Origin of the sequence: Comamonas odontotermitis (assembly GCF_020080045.1) — a bacterium.
Lineage (GTDB): Bacteria > Pseudomonadota > Gammaproteobacteria > Burkholderiales > Burkholderiaceae_C > Comamonas > Comamonas odontotermitis.
In genome coordinates, this window is sequence record NZ_CP083451.1 from 1478760 (window position 1) to 1502873 (window position 24114).

A 24114-nucleotide genomic window follows, 5' to 3' on the forward strand; every position below is an offset into this window, starting at 1 on the left:
ACGCCCGAACCCGCCCAGTGCGGGTTTTCTATTTGAGGCCCAAGCATGGAAGAAGTCACAGCAATCGGCGTCAAGATGCCGACAGATGATATTGAACGTGGCATCAAGAAGCTCGAAGAGCTATCCAAGCAAGGCCCCAAGGTTGAGCAATCGATGGCAGGCATCGCCGCCGAGAGCAAGCGTGTGGCGAAGTCCCTTGCTGACCTTGGCATTGGCGCTGGTGATGGCCTGAAGAAGACTGGTGATGCTGCGCAGAAGGCGGCTACTGGCCTGAAAGCTTCTGGCACTGCTGCGCGTGAAGCAGTCTCGGATACGGCCAGCCTGGCGCGTGCAATCTCTGGCCTCACAGTTGAGGAAGAGAAGCACATCCGCAAGCTGATTGAGGAGGCAAACTCTCTGCGCATGACTCGCGGGGAGATGGAGGCCTACCGCGCAGCTCAGAGAGGCATGAGCACTGGCGCGCAGGAGATCGCCAAGGCAATGGGGGATCGGATCTCCGGCCTGAAGGCAGAGCAAGACGCCCTCGCTAAATCAGCCTCTGCCACTGCAAACCTTGCATCGATCACTGGTGTGCTTGCGCGAGGCTTGGCGATCATTGGTGTTACGGCCACGGTTGGCGAGTTCATCAAGATGGCAGATGCCAGCACGAACGTCGCATCCAAGCTGAAGTTAGTCACTAACTCAAGCGCCGAGCTGCATACCGTGCAGGCAGAGCTTTTCAAGTCGGCCCAAAGCTCACGGGTCAACTACGTGGAACTGGTTGGTACGTACGCCCAGATGGCCCGAGCCACAAAGGAGCTGAATGTCTCGCAAAAGGACATGCTGGCCATTACACAGACAATCAGTCAGGCGGTGACTGTTAGTGGTGGTTCCGCACAGGCTGCACAGGCCGCACTGGTTCAGCTCTCCCAAGGTTTTGCTTCAGGCACTCTGCGGGGCGAGGAACTGAACTCTGTAATGGAGCAGACGCCTCGCTTGGCTATGGCAATCGCTCAGGGTATGGGAGTTTCTGTTGGTGAGCTGCGCAAACTAGGCTCAGAAGGCAAGCTGTCTGCTGAGGCAGTGGTGGAAGCACTGAAGAAGTCAGCCTCTTCGGTTGAGCGTGACTTTAGCCAGATGACTGTGACAGTCGAGCAAGCCTCTACCAATGTCACGAACAGTCTCACCCGTATGGTTGGGTCGTTTGACCAGGCAACAGGAGCGACCGGCGCGCTTGCTTCAGGCATGCAGTACCTGTCTCGCACCATGGATGAGGCTTCCGGCGAGATGGATCGCTTGGCCAAGGCCAAAAAACTGTCTGACTTCTTCCTGCTGGTGTCTGACACGACAGCCACCATGAATGGGAAGATTGGTGATGCCAAGGCAGAACTGGCTCGATTGGAAGCACAACTTGCCAAGAATCCTAACAACCTATTTTTGCAGGCGGCAATTGGCCGAACTCAGGATCTGATCACCAAGCTTTCCGAAGCCAAGGCGCATATGGTTGCGCTGGAGACTGGAAAGGATGTTGACCCGACAGGGCGCACTGGCACGCGCACAAGAAGCGATAGCTTTGCTGCATATGCGGATGCACAACGCAAGTCTGAGCAGGCGCTGATGGATGTGAGAGCGAAGGCGGCTGGCGTCAACAAGGACTACTTTGCCACCTTGAAGACATTGCAGGAAGCCAAAGCGCTGGGAACGATCAGTGAAAAGTCATACCTTGAGCAGGTCACGGCACTCGCTAAGGCCACGTGGGACTCTTCGACGGCAGGCAAAGAAGAAGCCAAGTCCAAGCGAGAAGCTGCTTCTGCAAGTAAGTCTGCTGAGTCGGCTCTGCAGAAGGAAATCCATGCGTACAACACCTTGGTTGCAGGGATTCAGGGAAAGATCGACGCTAATAACGAAGAGCTGCGCTACGCGGGCCGATTGAATGAAGCTCAAAAGGCTGAGGTCAAGCTAAACGCCGAACTAGCGTCTGGAAAGCTCAAGATCACAGCCGCCCATGAAGCCGATCTGAGAGCGCGCATTGCAATTTGGAAAGCTCAAGAGCAAGCCAAAGAGCAGACCAAACGTGACGTTGAGCTCTACAAGGAGCAGGTAACCGCTCAGGATGAAGTCAGTAAGGCCTATGCAAGGCAGTATGACGAAGTCACGCGGCTCAGGCTTGCGATCTACGAACTTCGTTCAGCCACCGAAAATGACACAAAACGCCTCCAACTGGAGGCGTCTCTTATTGGGGCGTCGAATGCTCAGCGACAGATTGCCATCCAACTGTATGACTTGCAGATCGAAAAGGCCAAAGAGTTAGAAAAGGTTGGCAAGGCAAACTATTTTGGTTCTCCTGAGGAGGCTCGGCAAGCCCGCGCAGAAGCGGAGGCTGAAGTAGAAAGAATCTACGCCCAGAAAGCTGCAAACGTCGCTGGCAAAGCATACATAGACGAGTGGAAGAACACCGTAGACCAAGTCGAAAACATCTTCGTCTCGGGCTTCGCTGACATGATGAACAACGGTAAGTCCGGCTGGGAATCGTTCTGCAAGTCACTCAAGACCTCGTTCTACACGTTGGTAGCGAAGGAAATCTACGCGATGTTCGCCAAGCCATTCGTGGTGCAGTTGGTTGGCGCTTTTCTGGGAATTACTGGAGGGGGAGCCGGAAGCGCCGCGATGCAGGTCGCCAGTGGTGGAAATGGAATGATGGGCTTGCTCTCCATGGGCAAGGACATCTTCTCTGCAATCACAGGCGGCTTCAACGCCCTTTCTGGTCAAGTCGCGGGCTACGTGCAAAGCGGCATGAACTGGATCAGTGGCTCTGGCGGGATGATCTCTCAGGGCCCTATTCAAGTAGGCGGTTTTGCATCAGGAGTCGGAGCGGCTGCAGCGTATGGCGCGGGGGCCTTAGGTGGCATCTATGGCGGTCGATTGATTGGTGGTGGCTACTCCCTAAATGGTGGCTCTGGAAATGGAACCATCAACGCAGGAACTGCAATAGGCGCAATCTTTGGCGGTCCTTTGGGAGCGCTTTTGGGTGGCATGGCTGGTGGCCTGGTCAACCGGCTGTTTGGTCGAAAGCTCAAGGAATCTGGGATCGAAGGTGAATTTGGTGGCGATACCGGGTTTGAGGGGCGTCTCTTTAAGTACTACAAGGGCGGACTCTTCCGGTCGAACAAAACGACCTACGAAGATTTGCCTGAGGAAATGCGCAAGGGTCTGGGCGATCAGTTCTTGGCAATGGATGAGTCCATTCGCACGATGGCTGATGCTGTAGGCCTGGGTGGGGAGGCTTTGGACGGGTTCACTGCCAAGATCAAAGTCAATCTCAAGGGGTTGAGCGAGGAAGAGGCCGCCAAGAAACTGCAGGAGGAATTCCAGAAGATCGCTGATCAGATGGGAGCCTTGGTGCTGACGAGTGAGGAATACACCCAGGCCGGGGAAACCCAGCTTGAAGCGCTCACCCGCTTGTCTACCTCGATCACACTGGCGAATGAATGGTTCAAGGCTGTCGGCGACACGTTGTACACGGTGGGCCTGGCGGGCGCTGACATGGCATCCGACCTGATGGATGCATTCGGCGGTGCAGACAAGTTCGCTGCCGCGACCAGCAACTACTACGACAAGTTCTTCTCGGATCAAGAGAAGGTGGCGAATCAAACGCGCCTGCTCGATGAGCAGTTGAAGAAGCTTGGCGTGGAGACAATGCCAGCGAGCCGCGAAGCGTTCCGAGATTACATCAACTCTATTGATGTAACCACGGAGGCTGGACAGAAGCTCTATGCGTCCCTGCTGCAGATGGCCGATGTGTTCGACCTGATTTACAGCTCAGCAGAGAACATTGCTGGCCTCAAGGAAGACCTGAACGTGCAGCTCATGCGCGCGAAGGGCGACGAAGAGGGTGCAACTCGCCTTGAACGAGAGAAACAACTTCGTGAGCTAGAGAAGTACAAGGACCCTGAACTTGTACGTCTGCAGGTTGAAGTCTGGGCGGCTGAGGACAAGTCCAAGAAGGATGCAGAGGCAAAGCAAGCCGCTGACGATATGGCTGAGAAACTGGCTGCTGCTCAAAAGGCGGCGCAGGACTTGGCCTTGAAGAACCTGGAAGCTGCCATCTCCCGTGAAAAGGAGTACTGGAACCAGTTCTCGGCAGACGCCAAGGACGCCCTGTCCAAAGCATCCAGCTACTGGACCCTTGTCACGGATGCCGCCAAGAACCTGCGCGGCTCTACGGAAGACATTTCTTCCTGGAGCGCCGCCCAGGGCATGGTATTCATCGAGCAAGCAGTTGCCAATGCCCGCAAGGGACTGGGGCTGTCTGATTACGACGCAACCAAGTCGGCCATCGACTCCGCCACTTCTGGACTGAGCATAGACAAATACGCCACTCAGGCGGAGTTGGACTATGACAAGAAAGTGCTGGCGGGGCAGTTGGACGAATTGGGTGATTTTGCAGGGTTGGCCAAGTCGGATGCCCAAAAGCAGATCGACTTGGCAACCGACCAGATCAAGCGCCTCGATGACACGCTCAAGTTCTGGCAGGACTACGGCAAGGAACAGGTGAATGCAACGCTTTCGGTGACGGAAGCAGTAAATGCCCTGTACAAGCTGCTGGATCCCAAGGAACAAGAGCGCATCCGCAAGGAAGAGGCAGAAAAGGCAGGCCTGACCGGAGGCGCGAAGCCGCCTACTTACACAGGTGGTGGAACGCTGGGCGGGACGGTCACTGGCTCGTCCTCGGGCACCAGCATCTACGGCTATGACAAGGACGGTCGCGCACTCTACTCGGATGGCTCCATTGGGGCCCGTCCAGGCGAGTACGACAAGAGCGGCGTGAGCAAGAACGCCTCCTTGTCTGAAGAGCAGTGGGAGCGCCTGAAATCTGGCCAGTCTGTCTACGACGGCTACTGGCTGGGTGGCAAGCAGTATGGCCTGGAGTCTTACTACTGGGATGAGCAAAAGCAGGCCTGGCTGAAGAAGGGCTCGTTTGCCGTTGGTACGAACTACGTGCCTTACGACATGACGGCCAACATTCACCAGGGCGAGCGGATCATCCCGGCAGCCGACAACCGGGCCTTGATTGCAGCGGTGCAGGGCGGAGGCAACTCTTTGCAACTTGCAGAGGTTGTAGCCGAGTTGCGCTCGGTCAAGGAAGAGCTGCAAGCCATCAAGGCAAGTGCCTCTATCAGTGCAGAGCAAAACCGCAAAGCTACTGACGTACTCAACCAGGTGACGGATGGCGGAAACGGCATGCGCTCGATCACGATGAACAAGGTTCTCACGGTCAGAACGACTTAAGAAAGGCGGGATTATGGCAATTGTCCTAGTCCCCATTCCCATCACCGACACCATGTTGCAGCCGGGCACCGTCCCGGCTGTTGACGTTGATGCAGGTGAATTGGCATGGGTATCAGGTCAGACGGTGACTGTGGGGAGCGAGCGGGTCTACAACAGGCGTATATGGAAATGCGCCGTTGTTCCTGTCAATCCAGCAGTCTCACCAGATAACGACCCAATAGCTTGGAGTGATATGCGGCCCTCAAACAGGGCCGCTCCTTTTGATGCGCAGGTGCAAACCAGGGCGGTCGGAAGGAAAGGTTCAGCCAAGTACATCATCGCAACAAAATTCGTGTCTGGGCTGGAGGTTCGCAACTTTGCTGGCCAGCGGCTCAAGATCACGGTCCGAGATGCGACGACCAACGAGGACCTGACGCCAGCGGTCGACCGGACGCTTAAGACCTCTCGTCCAAGCTTCTGGAACTACCTCTTTGGCTCCAAAACGCTCATCTCCAGCCATCGGATCGAAGGCATAGAAATGCGCCCCAGGGTGCTAGTCACGATTGAAGTAACGGGCGATGCGGCGGAGGAGGTTGGCATTGGCTATATCTCAATTGGCTCTTGGGTCACCTTGGGTTTGATGGATGGCCAGCCGGGAACTCTTTATGGCGCCCGCGCAGAAGCAGTGAACTACACCTTCCGAGAGGAAGCTCCAGATGGTTCCTATCGGCAACTTCCACGAGGCAGTGCAACCAATCTAACCCTGCCTGTGGCCATCAACCCCAACGACGCAAACCGGGTTTGGTCATCCATCCAGCAACTCAAAGACACGCCGGTGTCTGTCTATGCAAGCAAGTTGGAGAAATACCGCTATCTCTCCACAGTGGGCTTTGTGACAACCGATTTGTCCCCTGAGAACGGCGTAATGACGAAAGCAAATATTTTTGTGAAGGGAGTCGTGTAATGGCGATTCAACCTGTACCACCCATTGATCCGGCACTGCCAGACTTCCCCGGGCCAAATACGCCAGAAGCTCAGTACGACGATGCAGCATATAACTGGGGCTCGGCGATACCTGGCTACGGCAATCGTGTGAAGGCCATTGGGGATAACGTCTTCAACAATGCAAATGCTGCCGCTTCAATCTTGGAGCTGTGCGAAGATGCGCAGCGGCTTACAGAAATGGCGCGCGATACTGCAATGGGTGTCGCAAACTTCAAGGGTGATTGGGTAAATCTATCTGGCCCTTTGTCTCGACCTGCTACCGTTCAGCACAACAACAGCGTATGGCTGCTCATGCGCGATGTTGCCAACGTCGCAGCAGAAGTTCCGGGAGTGAGCACGGCTTGGGTCAACCAGACTGCCCGAGTTAGCTCCGTCAACGGTCGCACTGGGGATGTTGTCGGACTAGTAGAGGCATCAGGCCCTACCTACACCAAGGCTACGCCAATGTCCGCGGCTCCCATTGGGTGGGCGACATTTGCTGATGCAACTGGAGCGGGTACAGACTGGCCGACTACGCTTGCAAGTTCATGCTGGAACGTGTTCACATACGGCACATCAATCCGCAAGACGCAGCGCGCCTCACAGGTTTTGGCAGGCGGTCAGCAAGGATGGGTGTTTGAGCGTCAACTGCAAGATTCCACTTGGAGCCCATGGCAGCGCTTGTTCAGTGATCGGGCTTTGATTGAGTTTCATGCTCTGTTCGAAGCGCGCTCTGCTACAACCAATATCAGCTTCAGCAATGGATCGATCCAGACGATCACGCTGTATCAGAACACCAGCATAGTGATGCCCGCGCCACGAGATATTGGTGATCAGCTCACGCTGCGGATTATTCCCACTGGTGCGTTCAGTGCAAGCTTCTCTGGCACCCCAATTCGCCTGCCGATTGGCGCTTCGTTGCCGACCGTTGGGCCGTTCCAGCGTCTGACCCTGACATTTGTTCCTCGATACGACGGAGCGGTGTGGGACGCATTCATTGGCGGGGTGCATGAATCATGATGGCAAGAAACCTCATGATGAGCAGCGGCAGTGTTGGGATAACAATTGCTGCGACAGTGCGCAGTCCCGACATTGCTGCATTGGCCCGTGCGCGTGGCTGGAATGGCTATGGCCTGATAACTTGCACGATCAATGCCGGGGTAGACGTAGCCACTTTGAGCATTTCCGGCATTCCACATGATTGCCTGACGATCATCAACAACGGTCGTATCGGTGGTGTTCTTAACAGTGGCACAGGTCTCTACACACGCACCCGCATTCGTGTCTATAACTACGGAACGATCTTCGGCGGCGGAGGCAAAGGCGGCACGGGTGGTGGAGCGAGCGTCTGGCTGACATACGACCCAATTAACTATAAAGCGGATGCCTTCGGAGGCAGTGGTGGTAACGGCCAGGGCTTCTCTACGTCTGGATCTGTCACGCTAGTTGGCGCAACTGGCGGCGCGGCTGGTACGACTGGCTATACCGAGCGCTCGGGATCGGGAACTGCTACCGCTTACGGCGGCACCGGAGGCACTGGCGGTGCAGTCGGCCAGGCAGGTGGCCCAGGAAGTTCGGGGTCGTACACCGGCACTGGTGGCTATGGAGGTAACTACCTCGCTGGCGGCGCTGGCATAGCGGCTGGAGCCTATGTTGACGGTAATAGCTATGTGACTTGGGTAGCAAACGGCACGCGCCAGGGATTGGCTATCAACTGAGGATCAATATGTTCTACAACACAGAAACGGGCGACTTTGGCCTGACTGAGGGGGATGTGCGCTCCTATTTTGCGCAGTCAGAGTTCCTTATTGTCTGGCCTGAGCCCTTTGCGCCATACGAGCCTTTTGTGGCGGTCATCGCGGCAGAGAAGCCAACACACAACCTGGCAACCCACAAGGTGGTCGAGATCGCGCCCAAGGACACGTCAGACGGCTGGTTGCAGCAATGGAAGGTGGTCAAGCTGACCCAGGATGAACTAGCTCAGATCGAGGCCGAGCGTCTGGCAGCTGAGCAGGCAGCAAAGGATGCGGCGCGGATCACGGTCACCAAGCGACAGGTGCTTTTGGCCTTGTTCCTGCGAAAAGGGATCAAGGCGGATCAGATCGATGCGGTGATCAACGCCATTCCAGACGAAACCCAGCGCTACATGGCCCGGGTTGACTGGGATGGTGCTGCGGCCATCGAGTCGGACAGCCAGACAGTAGGGATGCTCTCCCAGGCACTGGGGCTGACAGAGGCGGAAATGCCTGATCTATTCGAATTCGCCCAGGCGCTTTGACCAGCAAAACACAACACATACCCGCATGGTGCGCCCAGCGGGTTTTTTCATTTTGAGAGGCCTGAATGAGCAATACAACTGAAAGTGCAGCGATTGTTGCCGGAAAAACTGCGGCCTACGGAGGGGCAACCACTGCGGTTGTGAGCGGTATGTCACTGTCAGAGATGGGGATCATTGTTGGCGCGATTGTCGGCGTTCTGGGATTGATCTTCGGTCAGTACTGGGCCTGGCGCAAAGACCGGCGAGAGGCGCGCGAGATGGAAGCGCGCATGCAGCACAAGTTTGGTACGGGATGGGATGAGCTATGACTGACGCATTGATTCCGAAAGAACCGAGCATTCCGGCTTCGCTGGCGCGCAAGGGGGTGATCCCTGCAGCTTTGTTGGCCGCGCTGACCAGCCCTCTGGCGTACACCACGTTGGAGCGCTGGGAGGGCAATATCAAACAGGTGTACGCGGACAACCTGGCGCATGGCATCCCCACGTACTGCGCTGGCCGTACTGACTGGAACGCCAAGGTAGGCGACAAGCTCACTGACGACCAGTGCCGGGCGGTGAACAAGGCAACGCTGCTTGAGTATGGCTTTGCCATGCTGGGGTGCGCAAATTGGGACTACCTGACAGCCAAGCGCCTGATCGGGTTGACCATGTTCGCAATCAACGTGGGCAAGGAGGGCGCTTGCGGCTCCCAGGCCGTCAAAAGTATCAACGCTGGCCAGATCGTGCAAGGCTGCAATCTGATCGCCCGCACGCCTTCTGGTGCGCCTAACTGGTCAAACGCTGGCGGAAAGTATGTGCAAGGCCTGCAGAACCGCCGCCAAGCTGAGCGCGCTTTGTGTTTGGAGGGACTGTAATGCTCCTGTTCTTCGCATTCATAGCCTGTCTGGCTGGTGCGCCGCTTTGGGGAGCGTTCTGGATATTCCTGCATTTCCTCATGAGGTGAGCCATGACCCTGCAGATTCAACTAGCGATAGCGGCCCTGGTGGCCGCTTTGTCATTTGGCGGAGGCTGGATGGTCAACGGCTGGCGCGGCGCATCCAAAGTTTCCGAATGCAAGACCGAGCAGGCCCAGGGCGTGGCCACCCGCGCCGAAGCCGCCCGGGCCGACGAAACCCAAACTGCACAACTGGAGAGCAAGCATGCCCAAGACACAATCTACAACGCTGACAAGCTGGCCAGCCTCAAAACTGGCATTGCTGTTGATGTGCGCTCTGAGCTTGAGCGTGCTCACCGGCTGCAGCTCAGCGCCGACAGCCGAGCCGCCACTTATCGCGCGCAAGCCCAAGCCGACGCCGCTGCCCGCAGCGATCTTGCAGATAAAGCCTCAGCCCTCGACCGACAGCTTGCAGAAGGCGTCGGAGTGGTCGCGGAACTCGGAGGCGCTCTTAAACAGCGAGACGCCGAAGTAGCTGCGCTGTGCGACCAGGTGAACATCGAACGGAGACTGAATGGTGAGGACAGCAACCAGGCCTGCAAAAATAGTTTGTTTGTTGATGAATGAATTTCTTGGTTGGCCCGCTTTATGAAAGAAGGATAGAAAACCGACAGATCAAAGAAAAAACCGAGAAATTACCGAGATTTCGGGGTTCTAACGATAGACAAGGCAGTGTTTTTTTGGTTACAAATTCAAGCATTAGTTAACAATCACTCCGCCCACCATGTCACTCCTCTCTCACTCATGGCTTGCCAGAAGCCTTATCAAGCTGGCACTTCCTGCTTTATTGACACTCGGGATGCTGGCTGCTCCGGCTCGGGCGCAGAGCATTGATACGACGCAAGTGGGTTACGGCGGTGTAGGCGCATTTGGTAAGAGTTTCACGCACACCTACGGTCAAACCATCACTGCACCTGCGCAGGCAGCAGTGCTGCACGGATTCAGTATTCGCATGTCCGCGCCTAGCAGCGGTTTGCCGTTTAAATTTTACGTGTACGCTTGGGATGACACTAGTAAACGCGCCACTGGACCAGCGCTGTACGTTGGTGCAGAGCAGATGACGACGGCAAACCAGTTCTATGGAGTTACTGGTCTGAATATCAGCTTGGTGCCTGATCAAAAGTATGTGCTGTTTGCCAGTGTCCTTGAAACATCCTGGCCCGCTCAAGCCGGTGCAATGTGGGGTTTCTGGAGTAGCGACATCTACCCGGGCGGTAATTTCGTTTACGGCTTCGATGCCACCACCGTATCCGAACTGACTACGAATGCCTGGGAGCAATCAACCTCTGGAGATCTGGCCTTTACCGCCGAGATTGCCTATACATCTCTGCCCATTGCACCCAATCTCTCCCTTGCTTCCAGAGGGGATAGCCAAGCCACATTCACAGTGAACGCTTCGGATTCTGGCGCCTATCCTCTGAAGCACTATGCTGTTAGCTGCACTCCGCAAGGTGGTGATTCGTCGGTATCTGCCACAGGCGCGAGCAGCCCGATCACGGTTACCGGACTGACGAATGGAACTACATACGACTGCACCGCGACGGTAACCAATCAAGGTGACATAACGGGACCAGCCTCGGCCGTAGTGAGTGTCACGCCCATCTCGGAACCTGTAATCACAGTGCCAAGCACGCTAGCAGGGCGCATTAACCAACTCTATAGCGTGACTCTACAGGCAACAGGCGGAGTTGCGCCCTACAACTGGTCTGCCTCAGGCCTACCAGCGAATCTGACGATTGACCCTGTATCAGGCATCATTAGCGGAACACCGACGGCAGCAGGTACATCGCAGGTTACTGTCACAGTTGCGGATGATGCGAGCCAAGTAAAGAACACATCTTTTGCAATTGTCATTGACCCGCTCGACCTGACGATTCCTGCTGATGGCCAAGCACTGCCTGCAGGGCAGGTTGGCCAAGCGTACAGTGCCCGCATCGTAGTTGCCGGAGGGGTGCCGCCATACTCGTTCACCTTGAGCGGAGCGCTGCCTGATGGCCTGACCCTGGACCCAGTAACGGGCGCGATCACCGGCACGCCAACCAAGGCGCAGACCAGCAATTTCAGCATCACTATCTCGGACAGCACCCAGGTAGGCGCGGCCAGCGTGGCCAAGGCTGCGGTGAACAATCTGACCCAGAGCTACAGCATCATGATTGCTGCTGAGCCTGTTGTCACTCCTACGCCAACTCCTGTACCGACTCTGGGCCTGTGGAGTGTGATCTCGTTGTCTTCATTGCTGGCGGTGTTTGGCCTGGTGCGAGGCCGTAGACGCTCAGCTTAGTCTGCCGAAATAGAGCGAGCCTCTCAGGTGCCAAATGCGGCGCCTGGGAGGCTATTTTTTCGTTTGTGCGGTCAGGTTGCTGGAATCACAGCAATGGACAGCTCTGAATCCATGGCATGGAAAGCAGCAGCCAAGATGTCAAAGTGTCTTTGTAATAGTTAAGGTGGGCTATTATTGATTTAAATTTTCTGTATTGCTTTTGTCCGGATCGAGATCAAAAGCTTTAAATATTTCTATTTTTATTTTCTGATTCTCAGGATTTCTTAAATCAAATTTTCTGTCATAACACTCTGTTGTACATGTCCAATATGGTTGATTGGATTTCTCTGTTATGCAAGATTGAAGAGTATTAATATTTAATCCGAATCCCGAGCTTTCTTTTCTGTATGGATTTTCTAGATGTCCATTGTATAGGGATTCATCTTCATGTGTGAGGTATTTGTTAAATTTTGAGATGTCGAGTTCTTTGTAAATAAGTCCGTGCTGTATGTAGACTTTGTTGCGATCATCGCTATTGATACTTTGGCTATACGAAATTGGCATATCAAGCTCATCGGTTGTAAGAGGTTTGTGACCAATTATCAAGTTTTCTCCATAGTAAAAATGATTGTCCATGATGAACTGCGATGGGAGTGCCATTGTTCTCGAAAGCTCATCAAGATCGACATTTATGCTGTTGCTTGTTTTGTGATACACCTTCACGACAAGGCACTTTCCCATCAAATTTGTCAATCCATAGTGCTCATTTCTTTGGATTTTCTTGGTTTTTATGTTCTTTTGTACATCGAATAGTATTCGTCCAAATCCCCATTTTCTTCTCTCTATTTTGAAGGCAAAGAAGTCGCCTTCTTTGTATTTGCAGTGAGTTCTGTTGGCAGTTCTGAATTTTTCGATGTCTTGAAGATCATCTTTTGATGAATCAGCAATCCACTCTTTAAGCCACAACTTCAAATACTCGATATTTTTATTGGTAAATCTTTCACTGTGATATTCAGTCTGAGTTGTGTAGTTGGAGATAGTAAGAAAGCTTTCAGAGAATGAAAAATAGACCCCTATTCCTTTGAAGGTTTGGGTGGCAGTGAAGTTAAGCTTCTTGGGTTTTCCTTTTTCCGTTTTTGGGAGTAGGATGGTTCGATTCTCTGTCGTTGTTTCTTTCAAATTTCTTTCTGTGTAAGAGTTTTCGCTGGAGGTAATTTCTTTGCGGATAATATCTCCATCAAAATACACATAGCTGTCGAATAATTTTACAAGCTCCCAGCCTTTTTCAATAGGATCAAGTCCTAAATATCTGCGTTGTTCGTTTGTTAACTCAAAAAACGGTTTTTCCATCTCGATTCTCCTTTTTCGGGTTGGGCTGCATTGCAACATTTGCATTTCCCTAAGATTACATATACTACAGCGTGTTATGTATTTGTCGGAATAGATGGGCTTTGCTGAATAAATTGACCTGAGGCCGAGCTACCCCAAACTCCAGAAGCAGTTATGCCACTATCGTTGTTTGGAGCCCCCCAGTTCGGTGAATCGATTGAGGGGAGATGCCCGAATGTTGAGTTCGGCTTTGAGCATGTGAGCATCGGAACCACCCCAGTCCTGCACATGCAGAACGACCCGGAGACGCTGGCCTCCAAACTAAAGCTGCTGCATGGGCAGTTCTGGGGGTGAAGGGTGACGAAGAACCGCCATCAAAACGGCACATCCGGCCCCAGATCACGGCAGACTTCCCGCATTTCCGCAGGTGTTGGTGCGCAGCGCCAGATCATTGAGCCGAGAACCTGCATGGCCTCGGGGTGCGACGACTTGATGCTGTCCGCGCGCTCATGCTCCTGCATCTTGACCCATTGATCTTGTGGCTTGATGTGCCATTGCCAGTATCTTGATCCAATCATGTCGATCTCCAAAACACTGTATATTTATACAGTAATCTGGAGTTGCCATGGAATCATTTGCACACTTTGAAGTCGGGGATTTGCCCGGTAGGTTTAATCAGGGCAGGGCCTCTCCTGGAACTGACGGGTACATTGCAGCCAAGAAAAAGGCAGGCTATCCATCCTGTGTTCTGAGGCTGCAGCATGCTGGCGTGTTTCTGCCTGTCCATCTGTTGCAATTCAGACCAAGACTGCATGGAAATTTGGTCACGACCCGCGCCCATAACGGTTCTGACTGCACCTGCTTGGTGGATCGCGAAGATCCTGCGAGGTTGCTTTGCCAGGCTTTGGAAAAGGCAGAGGTGTGGAAGGAGCGGGACAATGTGCTCTTGCTTCGTGGCATCGAGTGGGATGAAGCAGAGTTGCAGCAATGGCCTCAGATTTGGATCTGTGGACCTTCTCCCGCTGAGATTGGGAGCAGTCTAAAAATCCTGAGCCCTTGGCTTGAGAAGCAATACATGAAGGTCAAACGGCCTCCATATCCTGAATTTCCACGGAGGAAATAGTTTTGGTTCTACGCGCGCTGTAGGTGCGGAGGGCAGTTCTTCCACTTCACCCCCCCTTCAATCTGGAAGTTTTCTGTACTGCCACCCTGGAGCCAAGAGCTAGGGCGGCGACCTCAACTGTTCTAAAGAGTCATCTTCCGGCTCCTTGGTTGCTGGCACATTTTGCAACCAAAAATGGAATAAACCCGGGATAAATGCTTGGGTTTTAGACGAAATTTTGCTTCGCTTTTGCTACGGCGAAAACTGAAAGACTTGGCTGGAAGGCTGTGCAAATCAACAGTTTTCCGAAGCGGAAAACTATAGAATTGATAGCATTGAATCGTTGTATAGGCTGGCCTGCCCGACTGGAATCGAACCAGTGACCCACAGCTTAGAAGGCTGTTGCTCTATCCAACTGAGCTACGGGCAGGAGTTTGATTTGATTGAGGAAAGTTGACTTTTCCGCAATTGAAATTTTGACCAGATGCGGAGCGCGCCGCATTGGCCAATCAGCGATCTTCATGACCGCTTGTTATTATGCCCGGAATTTAGGGACTCACCTGGTTGCTTTGGCTGGGGGACGCCCACCAGTTGCCAGCTTGGCAACGGACATCCGGCCCGGGCGGTTTTGCTACTTTGGAGAGCCTATGGCTTCAAAGATGTGAGACGCAAGTTTTCAGGAATGCATGGCCTCGGAACAGACTGATTTTGACAAGCACAGAATGGCAAAGCCAAGGAAGGCCGAGCCGGAGGTGGCAGCGATGCTCGTCAAAAACAGAAAGGGCCTACTGGGTAGGCCCTTCACTCACTGAAACTTACCGATAGCAGAGGGCTTGAATAGGATTCAGTCGTGATCTCTCTCTAGATGGAGTTTCTGGTGAGTGACTCAATTGTGTTCTTCTTGCTCAAAAGGTTTATAGGTAAAAACCCTTGTGCGTTTGGCAGGGAAGGGCTGAGGGATAGCTTGAGGTAGTGCGGAAGGCGGATGCCAAGGAAACCGCCTAAGCCCTGCACCCGGCCTGGATGCAAAGCGCTTTTGACTAATGGCAGTGGCAGATGCCCAGCACACCCCAAGCCGAAATGGGAGAAGAGGCCGGACGCTACCCAGCGGATCACAGATCGAAAGCTCCAGTGACTGAGAGAGAGCGGAGCGGAAGCCTGCATGAGAGCGTCAGTGAGCACCCCATTGCGATCCTTGCGCATGTCGGCAGGTACCCGCGCCCTTCAGGCAAAAAAGAAGCCACCCGAAGGTGGCGCGAGTTTCGCTGTAAAAAAGCCGACCCTGGGTTACCAGGGATATCGTGCAAGTATAGAGAGGGAGGGAGGAGAGCACGAACTCGGCGCAAATCGAGGAATCGATATTAGCGCATCACTATCGATTCTTGAAAAATATTTGTATTTTTTCTCGTTGCGGGGCAAAAAAAGAGCCTGCTATGCGCAGGCTCAAAGCTGAACTAACTTTTTGTCGTGGTATTCCCTCTCTCTATAAGGGTGCAATGATATATTAAATTTATAATAAATTGAATTTGATAATTTTTATAAATATCATTACTTGGCCGGTGGGTAGTGGGCGCGCGCCACTTTGGGCGAAGCCCAGCAGTGGCCCGAGCCCTTGCACTGCCGTCGTTGCTTTGCGAGATGCCCGTGAAAGCATTCTTGCACGCAGGCATTGCAGAAGTGAGGCAGCGAAACGCTCGCAGCAGTGCCAGCTTTCCAGGTCGCTTAGTCCAGGTTCGCTATCATGACTTCATGACCCATCCCTTGAGCCCCATTGCCAGCACCCTCTGCGCTCTTGCTGTCAGTGCCTGTGCGCAGACCGAGCCGCAGCCCCGCATTGGCATGCCCAACCCGGCCTCGGCATACTGCGTCAAGAGGGGTGGGGCATTGCAGATCAAGGATACGCCCCAGGGGCAGGTAGGCATCTGTGTGCTTCCCGACGGCTCGCAGATTGAGGAGTGGGAGCTTTTCAGGCGCGACCATCCGCTCTCGCCCAAGCAGTGAAAGCGCACTGGTGATAGGCTGCGAGGCAGTTAACATGGCCGAGTACCTCGTCGAAAGCCCTATCTATGTCGCCTCCATTGTACTGTCTCCTTTACACAAGCCAGATAGCCCCTGATCTGGACGTTCACCAGGTTGGACAGATCGTCAAGCAGGCCAGAGAACTCAACGCCATCCAGGGCATCACAGGGATACTGGTTTTCGACGGAGAGCGATTTGCGCAGTATGTCGAAGGACCCGCAGAGGCGATTTCACCCCTGGCCACCAAGCTGGCAGTGGATGCACGGCACAGGCATTTCAACCCGTTGCTGACGCAGGAACTTGCAGGGGAGCGCCGGTTCGCCAGCTGGGCGATGGGGTATTCCGATGTGGATATGGATGCGCTCGATATCGAAGCGCTGAGCAGCATGGAGGCCGGCAGGGCGCTTGAATACTTCTGCGCCACGACCACGGCCATCGATAGTTTGTAGCTGGCTCCTGATTGCAACCGCCGCAGCGGATGTTATGGCAAAGAAGCGGCATGGTTAAAAAGAGCTTCGTGTGGTAACGTTGGCTATCAGTAGATATCCAAAGCATGCAAGCCTGCGTTTTCAAACCGAATGAAATGCGCAATGAAAAGCGCAATTTGCACGGATTTTTCCGTACTTTCCTCACCCATCCATTGTCTTCCCATGAACAAAAACGCCTTTTTCCGAAACTTCGCTGTTGCCTGTGGACTGGCTGCATCGGCCATGCAGATTTCCGCGCAGGTGGCCCCCGCTTTTTTTCTGAATGACACGATCATCCGGAATATTCCGGCAAAGGATTTGCCTTCGTTTCGTTCGGCCCTGGGCAGCGTGCTGGAGAGCCCTCAGGATGGCGTGGCCAAGTCCTGGAGCAGCACCAACGCGGTGGCATCCAAGGCCATCAAGGTGGTTTTGACGCCTTTGCAGACGGCGCAGACAAAATCTGCCAACACATGCAGGCTGGTCAAGGCCGATGTGGCAAGAGGCAGCCAGTCGGAAAACTGGCAGTTCTGGTTCTGCAAGCAGGGTGACGGTGCCTGGAAGGCAAGCGGAAGCTCCACTCCGCGCTGAAGGACCGACGTATGGCGATCTCCAAACCTACCAAGGGCAATTGCATGCATTCCTGCAGGAGCCGGTTCCTTGGTATCAAGCCATTGCTTCTCAGCCTGGCGTTGCTGAATGCACTGCCCGGCGCGTCGGCATGCACGAGGCTGGTCTTTCTGGGCGATGGCGGGCAAGTGGTCACCGCGCGCTCCATGGACTGGAAGAGCGATATCACGAGCAACCTGTGGGTGATGCCGCGCGGTATGGCGAGAAGCGGTGAAGCAGGGCCGAATTCGCTGCGCTGGACGTCGCGTTATGGCAGTGTCGTCACATCGGGCTATGACATCTCCACAACCGATGGCGTCAATGAGGCGGGCCTGAGCGCCAACCTGCTGTGGCTCGTGGAGTCGCAGTACCCCAAATTCGATTCGAACAGCAAGCCGGGGTTGAGCATCGCTGCCTGGGCACAGTATGTTCTGGATAATTTTGCGACCGTCGAAGAGGCGGTGGCCGCCTTGCAACAGCAGCCTTTCACCATTGTCACGGATAGCGTTCCAGGCGAAAGCCGGCTGGCTACGCTGCATCTGTCGATATCGGACGCCAGCGGTGACAGCGCCATCGTTGAATATATTGATGGGCGTCAAGTCATTCGCCACAGCCGCAGCTACCAGGTAATGACGAACTCGCCTGTTTTTGACCAGCAACTGGCGCTCAACAGCTATTGGCAGCAGGTGGGTGGAACGACGATGTTGCCGGGCACCAATCGCGCAGCAGACCGCTTTGCCCGCGCCTCGTTCTATGTAAACGCCATTCCCAAGGACCAGGATGCCAACAAGACGCTTGCAAGCGTCTTCAGCGTCATCCGCAATGTCTCGGTGCCCTATGGCTTGACCACCCCTGGCGAGCCCAATATCTCGTCGACGCGCTGGCGCACCGTGTTTGACCACCAACGCAAGCTGTATTTCTTTGAGTCGGCACTCACGCCCAATACCTTCTGGGTGGATCTCAAGCGCATCGATTTCAGCAGCGGCAAGGGAAAGGTGCTCAAGCTTGATCTGGGGCCCAACCAGGACCATCCCTTTGCCGGGGATGCCACCAGTGCCTTCAGGCCTGCCGAGCCGTTCAGGTTTCTCGGAATCTGAACGCTGCGGGGGTGTGAGCGCGTTCCGCAATCACAAGGCTTGATCTTCATGCGGGGCCCACGCTGTGGGCCTTTTTCATGGCTGCTCGCTCTCCAACGATTCCAGGGTTGACTGCGCATTGGGGTAGCCACTGTCCCTCGCTTTTCGTGCCCAGTAGATGGCTCTCTCGTAGTTGTTCTCATGCCGGTAGATCTGGGCCAGGATGTATTGCGAAGACGGGTAGCCCAGCTCGCCGGACATCAAGAGCCACTCCATGGCCTTTGGCTGGTCATTGGCGGTAGATCGGTAGTACGTATACACGTTGAAGGCGGCTCTGCCGTCACCGTTGTTGGCCAGTCCTTTCTGGCGTGTCAACTCGGCTGCTGACATGGTTGGAATGCCGGTGATGGATGCCTTTGAATCGTACCGGATGCCCGTGTCCGGGGGCGGGCGGTTGAAATGAGGAATATTGGTGCATGAGGCGACGCTCAGAACTGCAAGTGATGCGATCAGGTGGTGTTTCATGGATTGCCAATTTGCCTTGGTTTAGAGGGTGTGCCGTTCAGCGCTGGCTCAATCGCCCAGTATCAGCAGCTCCGCCAGCCGCTGCTGCAGCCATAGCGCGGTGCCGTCCAGCGTTGCGCCCTGCAGGCTGAGCATGCGCACGGCCAACGGTGGCAGGCGCAGTTCCGGGCAATCGAGTGCGACGATGCGCGGCTCGATGCCCGGTGCCTCGGCAATGTTGCGTGGCAGGATGCCCCAGCCTATGCCGTCGGCCAGCATGTCGGCGAGCACGTAAAAGCTCTCCGAACGCCAGATGCGCGGGCTGATCACGAGGTCTTCAACGTCTTCGATGTGCATCACCAACTGGCGGTGGCTGGCCAGGTCCTCGCGGGTGATGCGGGTCTTTGCAGCCAACGGATGGTCTCGCGCCACGAACACCATCTGCGGCACGCCTGCCACATAGCTCTGGGCAAACTGCGCGTCCGCAGGCCCGCGCACGAACTGGAAGGCCAGCGCCGCCTGGCGCGACTGCACGGTTTGGGCCACCTCGGCTGCAGTGCCATTGAGCAGGGTCAATTCCAGCGCAGGAAACTGCTGCGCCAGCTCCCGTAGCAGTCTGGCGATTGGTGGGTAGGGCAGGGCCTCGTCAATGGCCACGCACAGCTGTGCGGCCTGACCGGCGGCCAGCGCCTGGGCGCGCAGATCGAGCGCCTGGGCCTGGTTGAGCAGGGCCCGCGCCTCCACCAGCATGACTTCCCCCGCCGGCGTGAGGTGCACCGAGCGCCCGATGCGCTGGAACAGCGCCAGCCCCAGGTCCGCCTCCAGCAGGCCCATGGCCATGCTCACTGCCGACTGGGCGCGCCCCAGCCGCCGCGCAGCCTGGGTCATGGAGCCGCAGTCGGCCACGGTGACGAATTGGTTCAGGCGCTCAAGAGTCCATTCCATGCATCAATTTTACTGATTAATCTAAGCTTTTATCAAATATAAAAATGATAGACCATGGGGTTTTATTCAAGACAACCTCCCTCCACAAGAGGATTCCATGCAAACCACAACACGCTCCACTTCGCTGACTCCGGGCCTCGGGTCTCGCCGCTGGCTGGTGCTGGGCATCGTCTCCGTCGCGCTGCTGCTCATCGTCATCGACATGACGGTGCTGTATACGGCACTGCCGCGTCTCACCCATGACCTGGCTGCCACCGCATCGGCCAAGCTCTGGATCATCAACAGCTACTCCCTCGTCGTCTCCGGCCTGCTGCTGGGCATGGGCACGCTGGGCGACCGCCTGGGCCACAAGCGCCTGTTCATCGCGGGCCTGGCCGTATTTGGCGGTGCCTCGCTGGCGGCGGCCTTTGCGCCAAGCGCGGGCGTGCTGATCGCGGCCCGTGCGCTGCTGGGCGTGGGCGCGGCCATGATGATGCCGGCCACGCTGTCGCTGATCCGACTGAGCTTTTGCGACGAGAAGGAGCGCGCCCTGGCCATCGGCATCTGGGCCTCGGTGGCTTCTGGTGGCGCTGCCTTTGGCCCGGTGCTGGGCGGGGCGCTGCTGGAGCACTTCTGGTGGGGCTCGGTGTTCCTGATCAACGTGCCCATCGTGCTGATCGCCTTGCCGCTCGCCTGGCGGTACATCCCCGCCAGCCAAGGCAATCGGGAGCGGCCCTGGGATCTGGTGGCCTCCATCCAGGTCATGCTGGGCCTGATGGCAGGCACCTATGCGATCAAGGAGCTGGGCAAGCAATCACCGGACTGGGCCTTGGCTGCCTTCGCGTTGTTGACAGGTATTGGCTTCCTGTGGATCTTTGTGCGCCGCCAGCGCAGCAGCAGCCACCCGCTGCTCGATCTGGCCCTGTTTCAGGACAAGGGCTTCAGCACCGCCGTGATCTCGGCCCTGGTGGCGGCGGCTGCGCTGCTGGGCATGGAGCTGGTGTTCAGCCAGCGCCTGCAACTGGTGCTGGGCTTCAGCCCGCTGGAGGCTGGCTGGGCCGTATTGCCGCTGCCGATTGCAGCCTTCGTGGCAGGCCCTATTGCCGGGCGCCTGCTGCCGCGCTGGGGCAGCAGCCGTCTGCTGGCGCTGGCACTGCTGGCCTCCGGCCTGGGCATGGGGGCCTATCTGGCACTGCACGAGGCGACAGCGCTGTGGCAGTCGCTGAGCCTGGTGCTGCTGGGTCTGGGGATTGGCGGTGCCATCACGGCGGCCTCGGCCACCATGCTGATGCGTGCGCCTGCCGACCGTGCCGGCATGGCAGCCTCGGTGGAGGAGGTGTCGTACGAGCTGGGTGGCGCCCTGGGGGTGACTGTCATGGGCAGCCTGCTCTCGGCCGTCTATGCCCATTCGCTGGTCGTGCCAGAAGCGGCTGCTGCGGCTGCATTGCCACCTACGGTGCGCGACAGCCTGGACGAAGCCCTGCTGGCGTCGGAACGCATGCCGCTGGATGCCGCCCAAAGCCTGGTGCAAGCGGCCAGCGCCGCCTTCGATAAAGGCTTTGCCGCGGTGCTGCTGCTGGCGACCCTTTTGCTGCTGGTCACCGCCTGGGTGGCCTGGCGCACACGCACGCGCTAAGGAACCTCTGCAAAACTCCCTGCCGTGGCCTGAACGCGGTCTCGGGCGATCCGCTGCGTTGTCTTCCTCGGCAATAGCTACGGCTATTGCCGAGGAAGACGCCTTGCGGCTCATCCCGATCCGCGTCCATCCCATCTGGCGAGGGTTTTGCAGAGGCTCCCTAAGCGGGCAGTTGCTCATGGCAAAGAATTTGAAATTGATTAGAAATTAAAAAGGATTGATTCATGAATACGAATATTCAACTGAGGCCACTGGAACGTGAGGATTTGCGCTTCGTGCACCTGCTGGACAACAATGCCAGCGTCATGCGGTACTGGTTCGAGGAGCCCTACGCCACATTTGATGAGCTGACCAGCCTGTACGATGCCCATGTGCATGACCAGGGCGAGCGGCGCTTTGTGGTGCAGCACGCGGGTGAGCGCGCTGGCCTCGTGGAGTTGGTGGAGATCAATCTGATCCACCGCAGCGCAGAGTTTCAGATCATCATCGCCCCCGACCAGCAGGGCAAGGGCATTGCAGCCCATGCCACGCGACTGGCGTTGGACCATGGCTTTCGTGTGCTGAACCTGCACAAGATTTACCTGTACGTCGACAAGGAAAACGCCAAGGCCATCCACATCTATGGCAAGCTGGGCTTTCAGCCGGAGGGCGAGCTGGTGGATGAGTTCTTTTCGAACGGCCAGTACCGCAGTGCGATCCGCATGTACATGCTGCAGGGGCCTTACCTGCAGCGAATAGCCTGACGGAGCCAAACAAGAAAGAGGAAAGAAGAAAGCCACCCTGGCATGCCGGGGTGGCTTTCTTGTTCAGGGCTGCCGGTCAGGCCGTGCGCACGAGGCAGCTCAATCCGTTTCGTCGTACACCAGCGATGGATTGTTCATCGACCGGGCCACATCGCTCAGGCCGGTGATGATGTGATTGGCAAAAAAGCTGCTTTGGGTATCGGGCTCCAGGGCGGCAATGGCCAGGTTGGCCATGGGCTGGTTCAATGGCACGTAGTAGCTGCCTTCCGGCACATCGATGGCAATGCGCTGCAACTGAACCTTGACCCGCTCCACCGAGCGGGAAGAGGGGCCCAGCACATCATTCTTGGCGCTGCTGCTGCGTTCTACTTCCTGGTAGGTGTCTGCCAGCATATTGCCCGGCTCGGCCACCCGCAGTACCTGCAGCCCCAGGGCGCGCAGCTTGTCGGCGGCTTCACCGGCATTGGTGGACAGCCAGTAGCCGCAAGGGCGGGCACGGCTCTCGCCCGGCTGCAGCTTGACGGACGACTTCCAGTCCACTTCCTGCGGACGGTCCTCACCCGTCTGCGGGTCGAGGAAGACGATGCGCCGCTTTTCGGTGGTTTGCTGGGATTCGAGGGTGAACTGGCCCCGGCAGGCCTGCGAAGCCACGTCGCGGGCCACGAATGCGCGCACCTGCTCCAACTCCTTGGCGCGCTGCGCCGTGGTCTGCAGTGCTGATGTGAGAGCCACCACATGGCTGTGGACGCGGCGCTGGATATGGGCGCGACCAATGCCGACGCCACGGGTCTCGATCAACAGGCTGGGCGCATTCTTGAGGGCATAGACATTGCGGCCGGTATCGGGGCGCACGCCGCCCATCGACAGTGTCAGGTCGTCGGCCTTCTTCGTGGTGGTGTAGTACCAGTTGGTGCTCATGCCCTGGTCGGTCAGCGCCTTCTGCATGGGCAGCAGATACCATTCATTGGCGGCCTTGCCCACAAATTCATGCGTATTGGCCGTGGTCGGGGTCTGCAGCAGGGCGTCGTAGCGCTGTACGGCCTGGAATTTTTCCAGATAGCGTCCGGCAACGGTGAATTCATGCGAATCAAATACCGCGACGGGACGGTAGTTGCGGCTGAGCTTGGCCAGCGCATCGGCTTCAGGCGTCTGCAGCAGCAGGTGGTCGCGGTTCATGTCGATGCCGTTGGAGGTGGTGCGTCGGCCCGAGGCAGCGCCATCGGGGTTGGCGCGCGGCACCAGCAAGACATTCAGCTTGTCGAGCAAAGGCCCAAGTGGGCCCTGCGCGAGGGATTGTGCCATGGCAAGCAGGGCTTCGCTGCCGGCAGGCTCGTCACCGTGCTGCTGGCCGATCAGCAATACCGTTGGGCGTCCGCTGGCATCGAGGTCGTGCAAGCTGGTGCCAGCAGCGCGCGTGAGCAGCAAGGCATGGATGGGGGTGCCTTCCTGCGAGGTGCCGGCCGTGATCAGCTCGGCCTTGGTTCCCCCAGCCGGTGCTGACGCAATCTGGCGCAGCATCTGGCCCAATTCCGCATTGCTGGTGAATGTGGTGCGTCCGTTGGTCAGGCCAGGGGTGCTGTAAGGGGTGGCCGGGTCTGGAAACCGTGCGGCAACTTCGGGGCTTTCCTGCCACACGCTCAAGGGGACGGCCTGCAGCGGCGTGGTTTCCACGGGGGTGCTGATGACCCCCGGGTTGCTGACACCGGGGATGTGCACGGGGGCAGGCCCCTGGCTCTTGGGGGCGGTGGTGACCGTGCCGGGCGTTGCCGTGGGCGCGCTCGTCCAGGGTGGCAGGGGCGTGCTGGTGCATGCGCTCAGCAGGACTGCTGCAGAAACGGCACTGAGCGTCATCCAGCGCGAGGCAGTGAGAGAGGAATGGGGTTGCATCATTGTTGTTGCGTGACGAAGCACGGCCCTCCTGAAAATTATGTTGCCATTATGCAAAACAGAGGCGGGTGTCTGCGTAGGATGGGTGCGAAAGAAAAGCCGACTGCTGCTGTGGTTGC

Annotated in this window: 23 protein-coding genes and 1 tRNA gene; 17 read left to right on the plus strand and 7 right to left on the minus strand. The window is 56.5% G+C overall.

Features of this window, described 5'->3' with window-relative positions:
• The first annotated feature begins 45 nt into the window (after positions 1 to 45).
• The 9 genes from LAD35_RS06965 (at position 46) to LAD35_RS07005 (ending at position 11723) form a co-directional block, all read left to right on the plus strand.
• Positions 46 to 5268 (plus strand): tape measure protein, encoded by a 5223-nt coding sequence (locus tag LAD35_RS06965; protein ID WP_224151978.1) that lies wholly within the window; start codon positions 46 to 48, stop codon positions 5266 to 5268.
• A gap of 13 nt (positions 5269 to 5281) precedes the next feature.
• Positions 5282 to 6211, plus strand: coding sequence for a hypothetical protein (locus LAD35_RS06970; RefSeq protein WP_224151979.1), 930 nt, complete (start codon positions 5282 to 5284; stop codon positions 6209 to 6211).
• Entirely contained in the window at positions 6211 to 7251 is a 1041-nt protein-coding gene (locus tag LAD35_RS06975) for a hypothetical protein (RefSeq protein ID WP_224151980.1), read from the plus strand. The genes LAD35_RS06970 and LAD35_RS06975 overlap by 1 nt, the downstream gene beginning before the upstream one ends.
• A gap of 56 nt (positions 7252 to 7307) precedes the next feature.
• Positions 7308 to 7949: a hypothetical protein gene (locus LAD35_RS06980; protein ID WP_224151981.1), complete on the plus strand. Its 642-nt coding sequence runs from the start codon at positions 7308 to 7310 to the stop codon at positions 7947 to 7949.
• Between the two features lie 8 nt (positions 7950 to 7957).
• Positions 7958 to 8509, plus strand: a complete 552-nt coding sequence (locus LAD35_RS06985; protein WP_224151982.1) for a hypothetical protein — start codon at positions 7958 to 7960, stop codon at positions 8507 to 8509.
• Between the two features lie 65 nt (positions 8510 to 8574).
• Positions 8575 to 8817 (plus strand): phage holin family protein, encoded by a 243-nt coding sequence (locus tag LAD35_RS06990; RefSeq protein ID WP_184711133.1) that lies wholly within the window; start codon positions 8575 to 8577, stop codon positions 8815 to 8817.
• The gene (locus LAD35_RS06995; protein ID WP_224151983.1) at positions 8814 to 9362 is read left to right on the plus strand and encodes a glycoside hydrolase family protein; all 549 of its coding nucleotides are present in this window, start codon (positions 8814 to 8816) and stop codon (positions 9360 to 9362) included. Before LAD35_RS06990 ends, LAD35_RS06995 begins: the two co-directional genes overlap by 4 nt.
• Positions 9363 to 9454: 92 nt before the next feature.
• A complete protein-coding gene (locus tag LAD35_RS07000; RefSeq protein WP_224151984.1) occupies positions 9455 to 10009 on the plus strand; it encodes a hypothetical protein in 555 nt (184 codons plus the stop codon).
• A gap of 157 nt (positions 10010 to 10166) precedes the next feature.
• Positions 10167 to 11723, plus strand: coding sequence for an IPTL-CTERM sorting domain-containing protein (locus LAD35_RS07005; protein ID WP_224151985.1), 1557 nt, complete (start codon positions 10167 to 10169; stop codon positions 11721 to 11723).
• 171 nt (positions 11724 to 11894) lie between these two features.
• On the opposite strand, the gene LAD35_RS07010 is transcribed toward LAD35_RS07005, so the two are convergent.
• Both LAD35_RS07010 and LAD35_RS07015 read right to left on the minus strand, forming a co-directional pair.
• Positions 11895 to 13052 carry an immunity 26/phosphotriesterase HocA family protein gene (locus tag LAD35_RS07010; protein ID WP_224151986.1) on the minus strand — a complete coding sequence of 386 codons (1158 nt, stop codon included), beginning with the start codon at positions 13050 to 13052 and terminating at the stop codon, positions 11895 to 11897.
• A 353-nt stretch (positions 13053 to 13405) separates the two neighbouring features.
• A complete protein-coding gene (locus LAD35_RS07015) occupies positions 13406 to 13609 on the minus strand; it encodes a hypothetical protein (protein ID WP_224151987.1) in 204 nt (67 codons plus the stop codon).
• Positions 13610 to 13656: 47 nt separating this feature from the next.
• Here LAD35_RS07015 and LAD35_RS07020 point away from each other — a divergent pair, with 47 nt between their 5' ends.
• Entirely contained in the window at positions 13657 to 14154 is a 498-nt protein-coding gene (locus LAD35_RS07020; RefSeq protein WP_224151988.1) for a hypothetical protein, read from the plus strand.
• 332 nt (positions 14155 to 14486) lie between these two features.
• On the opposite strand, the gene LAD35_RS07025 is transcribed toward LAD35_RS07020, so the two are convergent.
• Positions 14487 to 14563, minus strand: a tRNA-Arg gene (locus LAD35_RS07025).
• A 771-nt stretch (positions 14564 to 15334) separates the two neighbouring features.
• On the opposite strand from LAD35_RS07025, the gene LAD35_RS07030 reads away from it, so the two are divergent.
• The 3 genes from LAD35_RS07030 to LAD35_RS07040 all read left to right on the plus strand — a co-directional run bounded on the left by LAD35_RS07030 (position 15335) and on the right by LAD35_RS07040 (position 16601).
• Positions 15335 to 15586 carry a hypothetical protein gene (locus tag LAD35_RS07030; RefSeq protein WP_224151989.1) on the plus strand — a complete coding sequence of 84 codons (252 nt, stop codon included), beginning with the start codon at positions 15335 to 15337 and terminating at the stop codon, positions 15584 to 15586.
• 296 nt (positions 15587 to 15882) lie between these two features.
• Positions 15883 to 16134 (plus strand): putative hemolysin, encoded by a 252-nt coding sequence (locus LAD35_RS07035; RefSeq protein ID WP_224151990.1) that lies wholly within the window; start codon positions 15883 to 15885, stop codon positions 16132 to 16134.
• Positions 16135 to 16211: 77 nt separating this feature from the next.
• A complete protein-coding gene (locus LAD35_RS07040; protein ID WP_224151991.1) occupies positions 16212 to 16601 on the plus strand; it encodes a BLUF domain-containing protein in 390 nt (129 codons plus the stop codon).
• Positions 16602 to 16687: 86 nt separating this feature from the next.
• Here LAD35_RS07040 and LAD35_RS07045 read toward each other — a convergent pair whose 3' ends face one another.
• Complete coding sequence (locus LAD35_RS07045) at positions 16688 to 16864, minus strand: hypothetical protein (protein ID WP_224151992.1); 177 nt, start codon at positions 16862 to 16864, stop codon at positions 16688 to 16690.
• Between LAD35_RS07045 and LAD35_RS07050 the strand changes: the two genes are divergently transcribed.
• Positions 16863 to 17207, plus strand: coding sequence for a hypothetical protein (locus LAD35_RS07050; RefSeq protein WP_224151993.1), 345 nt, complete (start codon positions 16863 to 16865; stop codon positions 17205 to 17207). The genes LAD35_RS07045 and LAD35_RS07050 overlap by 2 nt on opposite strands.
• Positions 17208 to 17251: 44 nt before the next feature.
• Positions 17252 to 18322: a linear amide C-N hydrolase gene (locus tag LAD35_RS07055; protein WP_224152607.1), complete on the plus strand. Its 1071-nt coding sequence runs from the start codon at positions 17252 to 17254 to the stop codon at positions 18320 to 18322.
• A 75-nt stretch (positions 18323 to 18397) separates the two neighbouring features.
• On the opposite strand, the gene LAD35_RS07060 is transcribed toward LAD35_RS07055, so the two are convergent.
• Both LAD35_RS07060 and LAD35_RS07065 read right to left on the minus strand, forming a co-directional pair.
• Positions 18398 to 18826 carry a tetratricopeptide repeat protein gene (locus tag LAD35_RS07060; RefSeq protein WP_224151994.1) on the minus strand — a complete coding sequence of 143 codons (429 nt, stop codon included), beginning with the start codon at positions 18824 to 18826 and terminating at the stop codon, positions 18398 to 18400.
• A 48-nt stretch (positions 18827 to 18874) separates the two neighbouring features.
• Positions 18875 to 19750: a LysR family transcriptional regulator gene (locus LAD35_RS07065; RefSeq protein WP_224151995.1), complete on the minus strand. Its 876-nt coding sequence runs from the start codon at positions 19748 to 19750 to the stop codon at positions 18875 to 18877.
• 97 nt (positions 19751 to 19847) lie between these two features.
• On the opposite strand from LAD35_RS07065, the gene LAD35_RS07070 reads away from it, so the two are divergent.
• A complete protein-coding gene (locus tag LAD35_RS07070) occupies positions 19848 to 21365 on the plus strand; it encodes an MFS transporter (protein WP_224151996.1) in 1518 nt (505 codons plus the stop codon).
• Positions 21366 to 21589: 224 nt separating this feature from the next.
• Complete coding sequence (speG, locus tag LAD35_RS07075) at positions 21590 to 22108, plus strand: spermidine N1-acetyltransferase (RefSeq protein ID WP_224151997.1); 519 nt, start codon at positions 21590 to 21592, stop codon at positions 22106 to 22108.
• Positions 22109 to 22207: 99 nt separating this feature from the next.
• Here speG and LAD35_RS07080 read toward each other — a convergent pair whose 3' ends face one another.
• On the minus strand, positions 22208 to 23998 hold the full coding sequence (locus LAD35_RS07080; protein WP_224151998.1) for a M14 family metallopeptidase: 1791 nt from the start codon (positions 23996 to 23998) through the stop codon (positions 22208 to 22210).
• Positions 23999 to 24114: the final 116 nt, after the last annotated feature.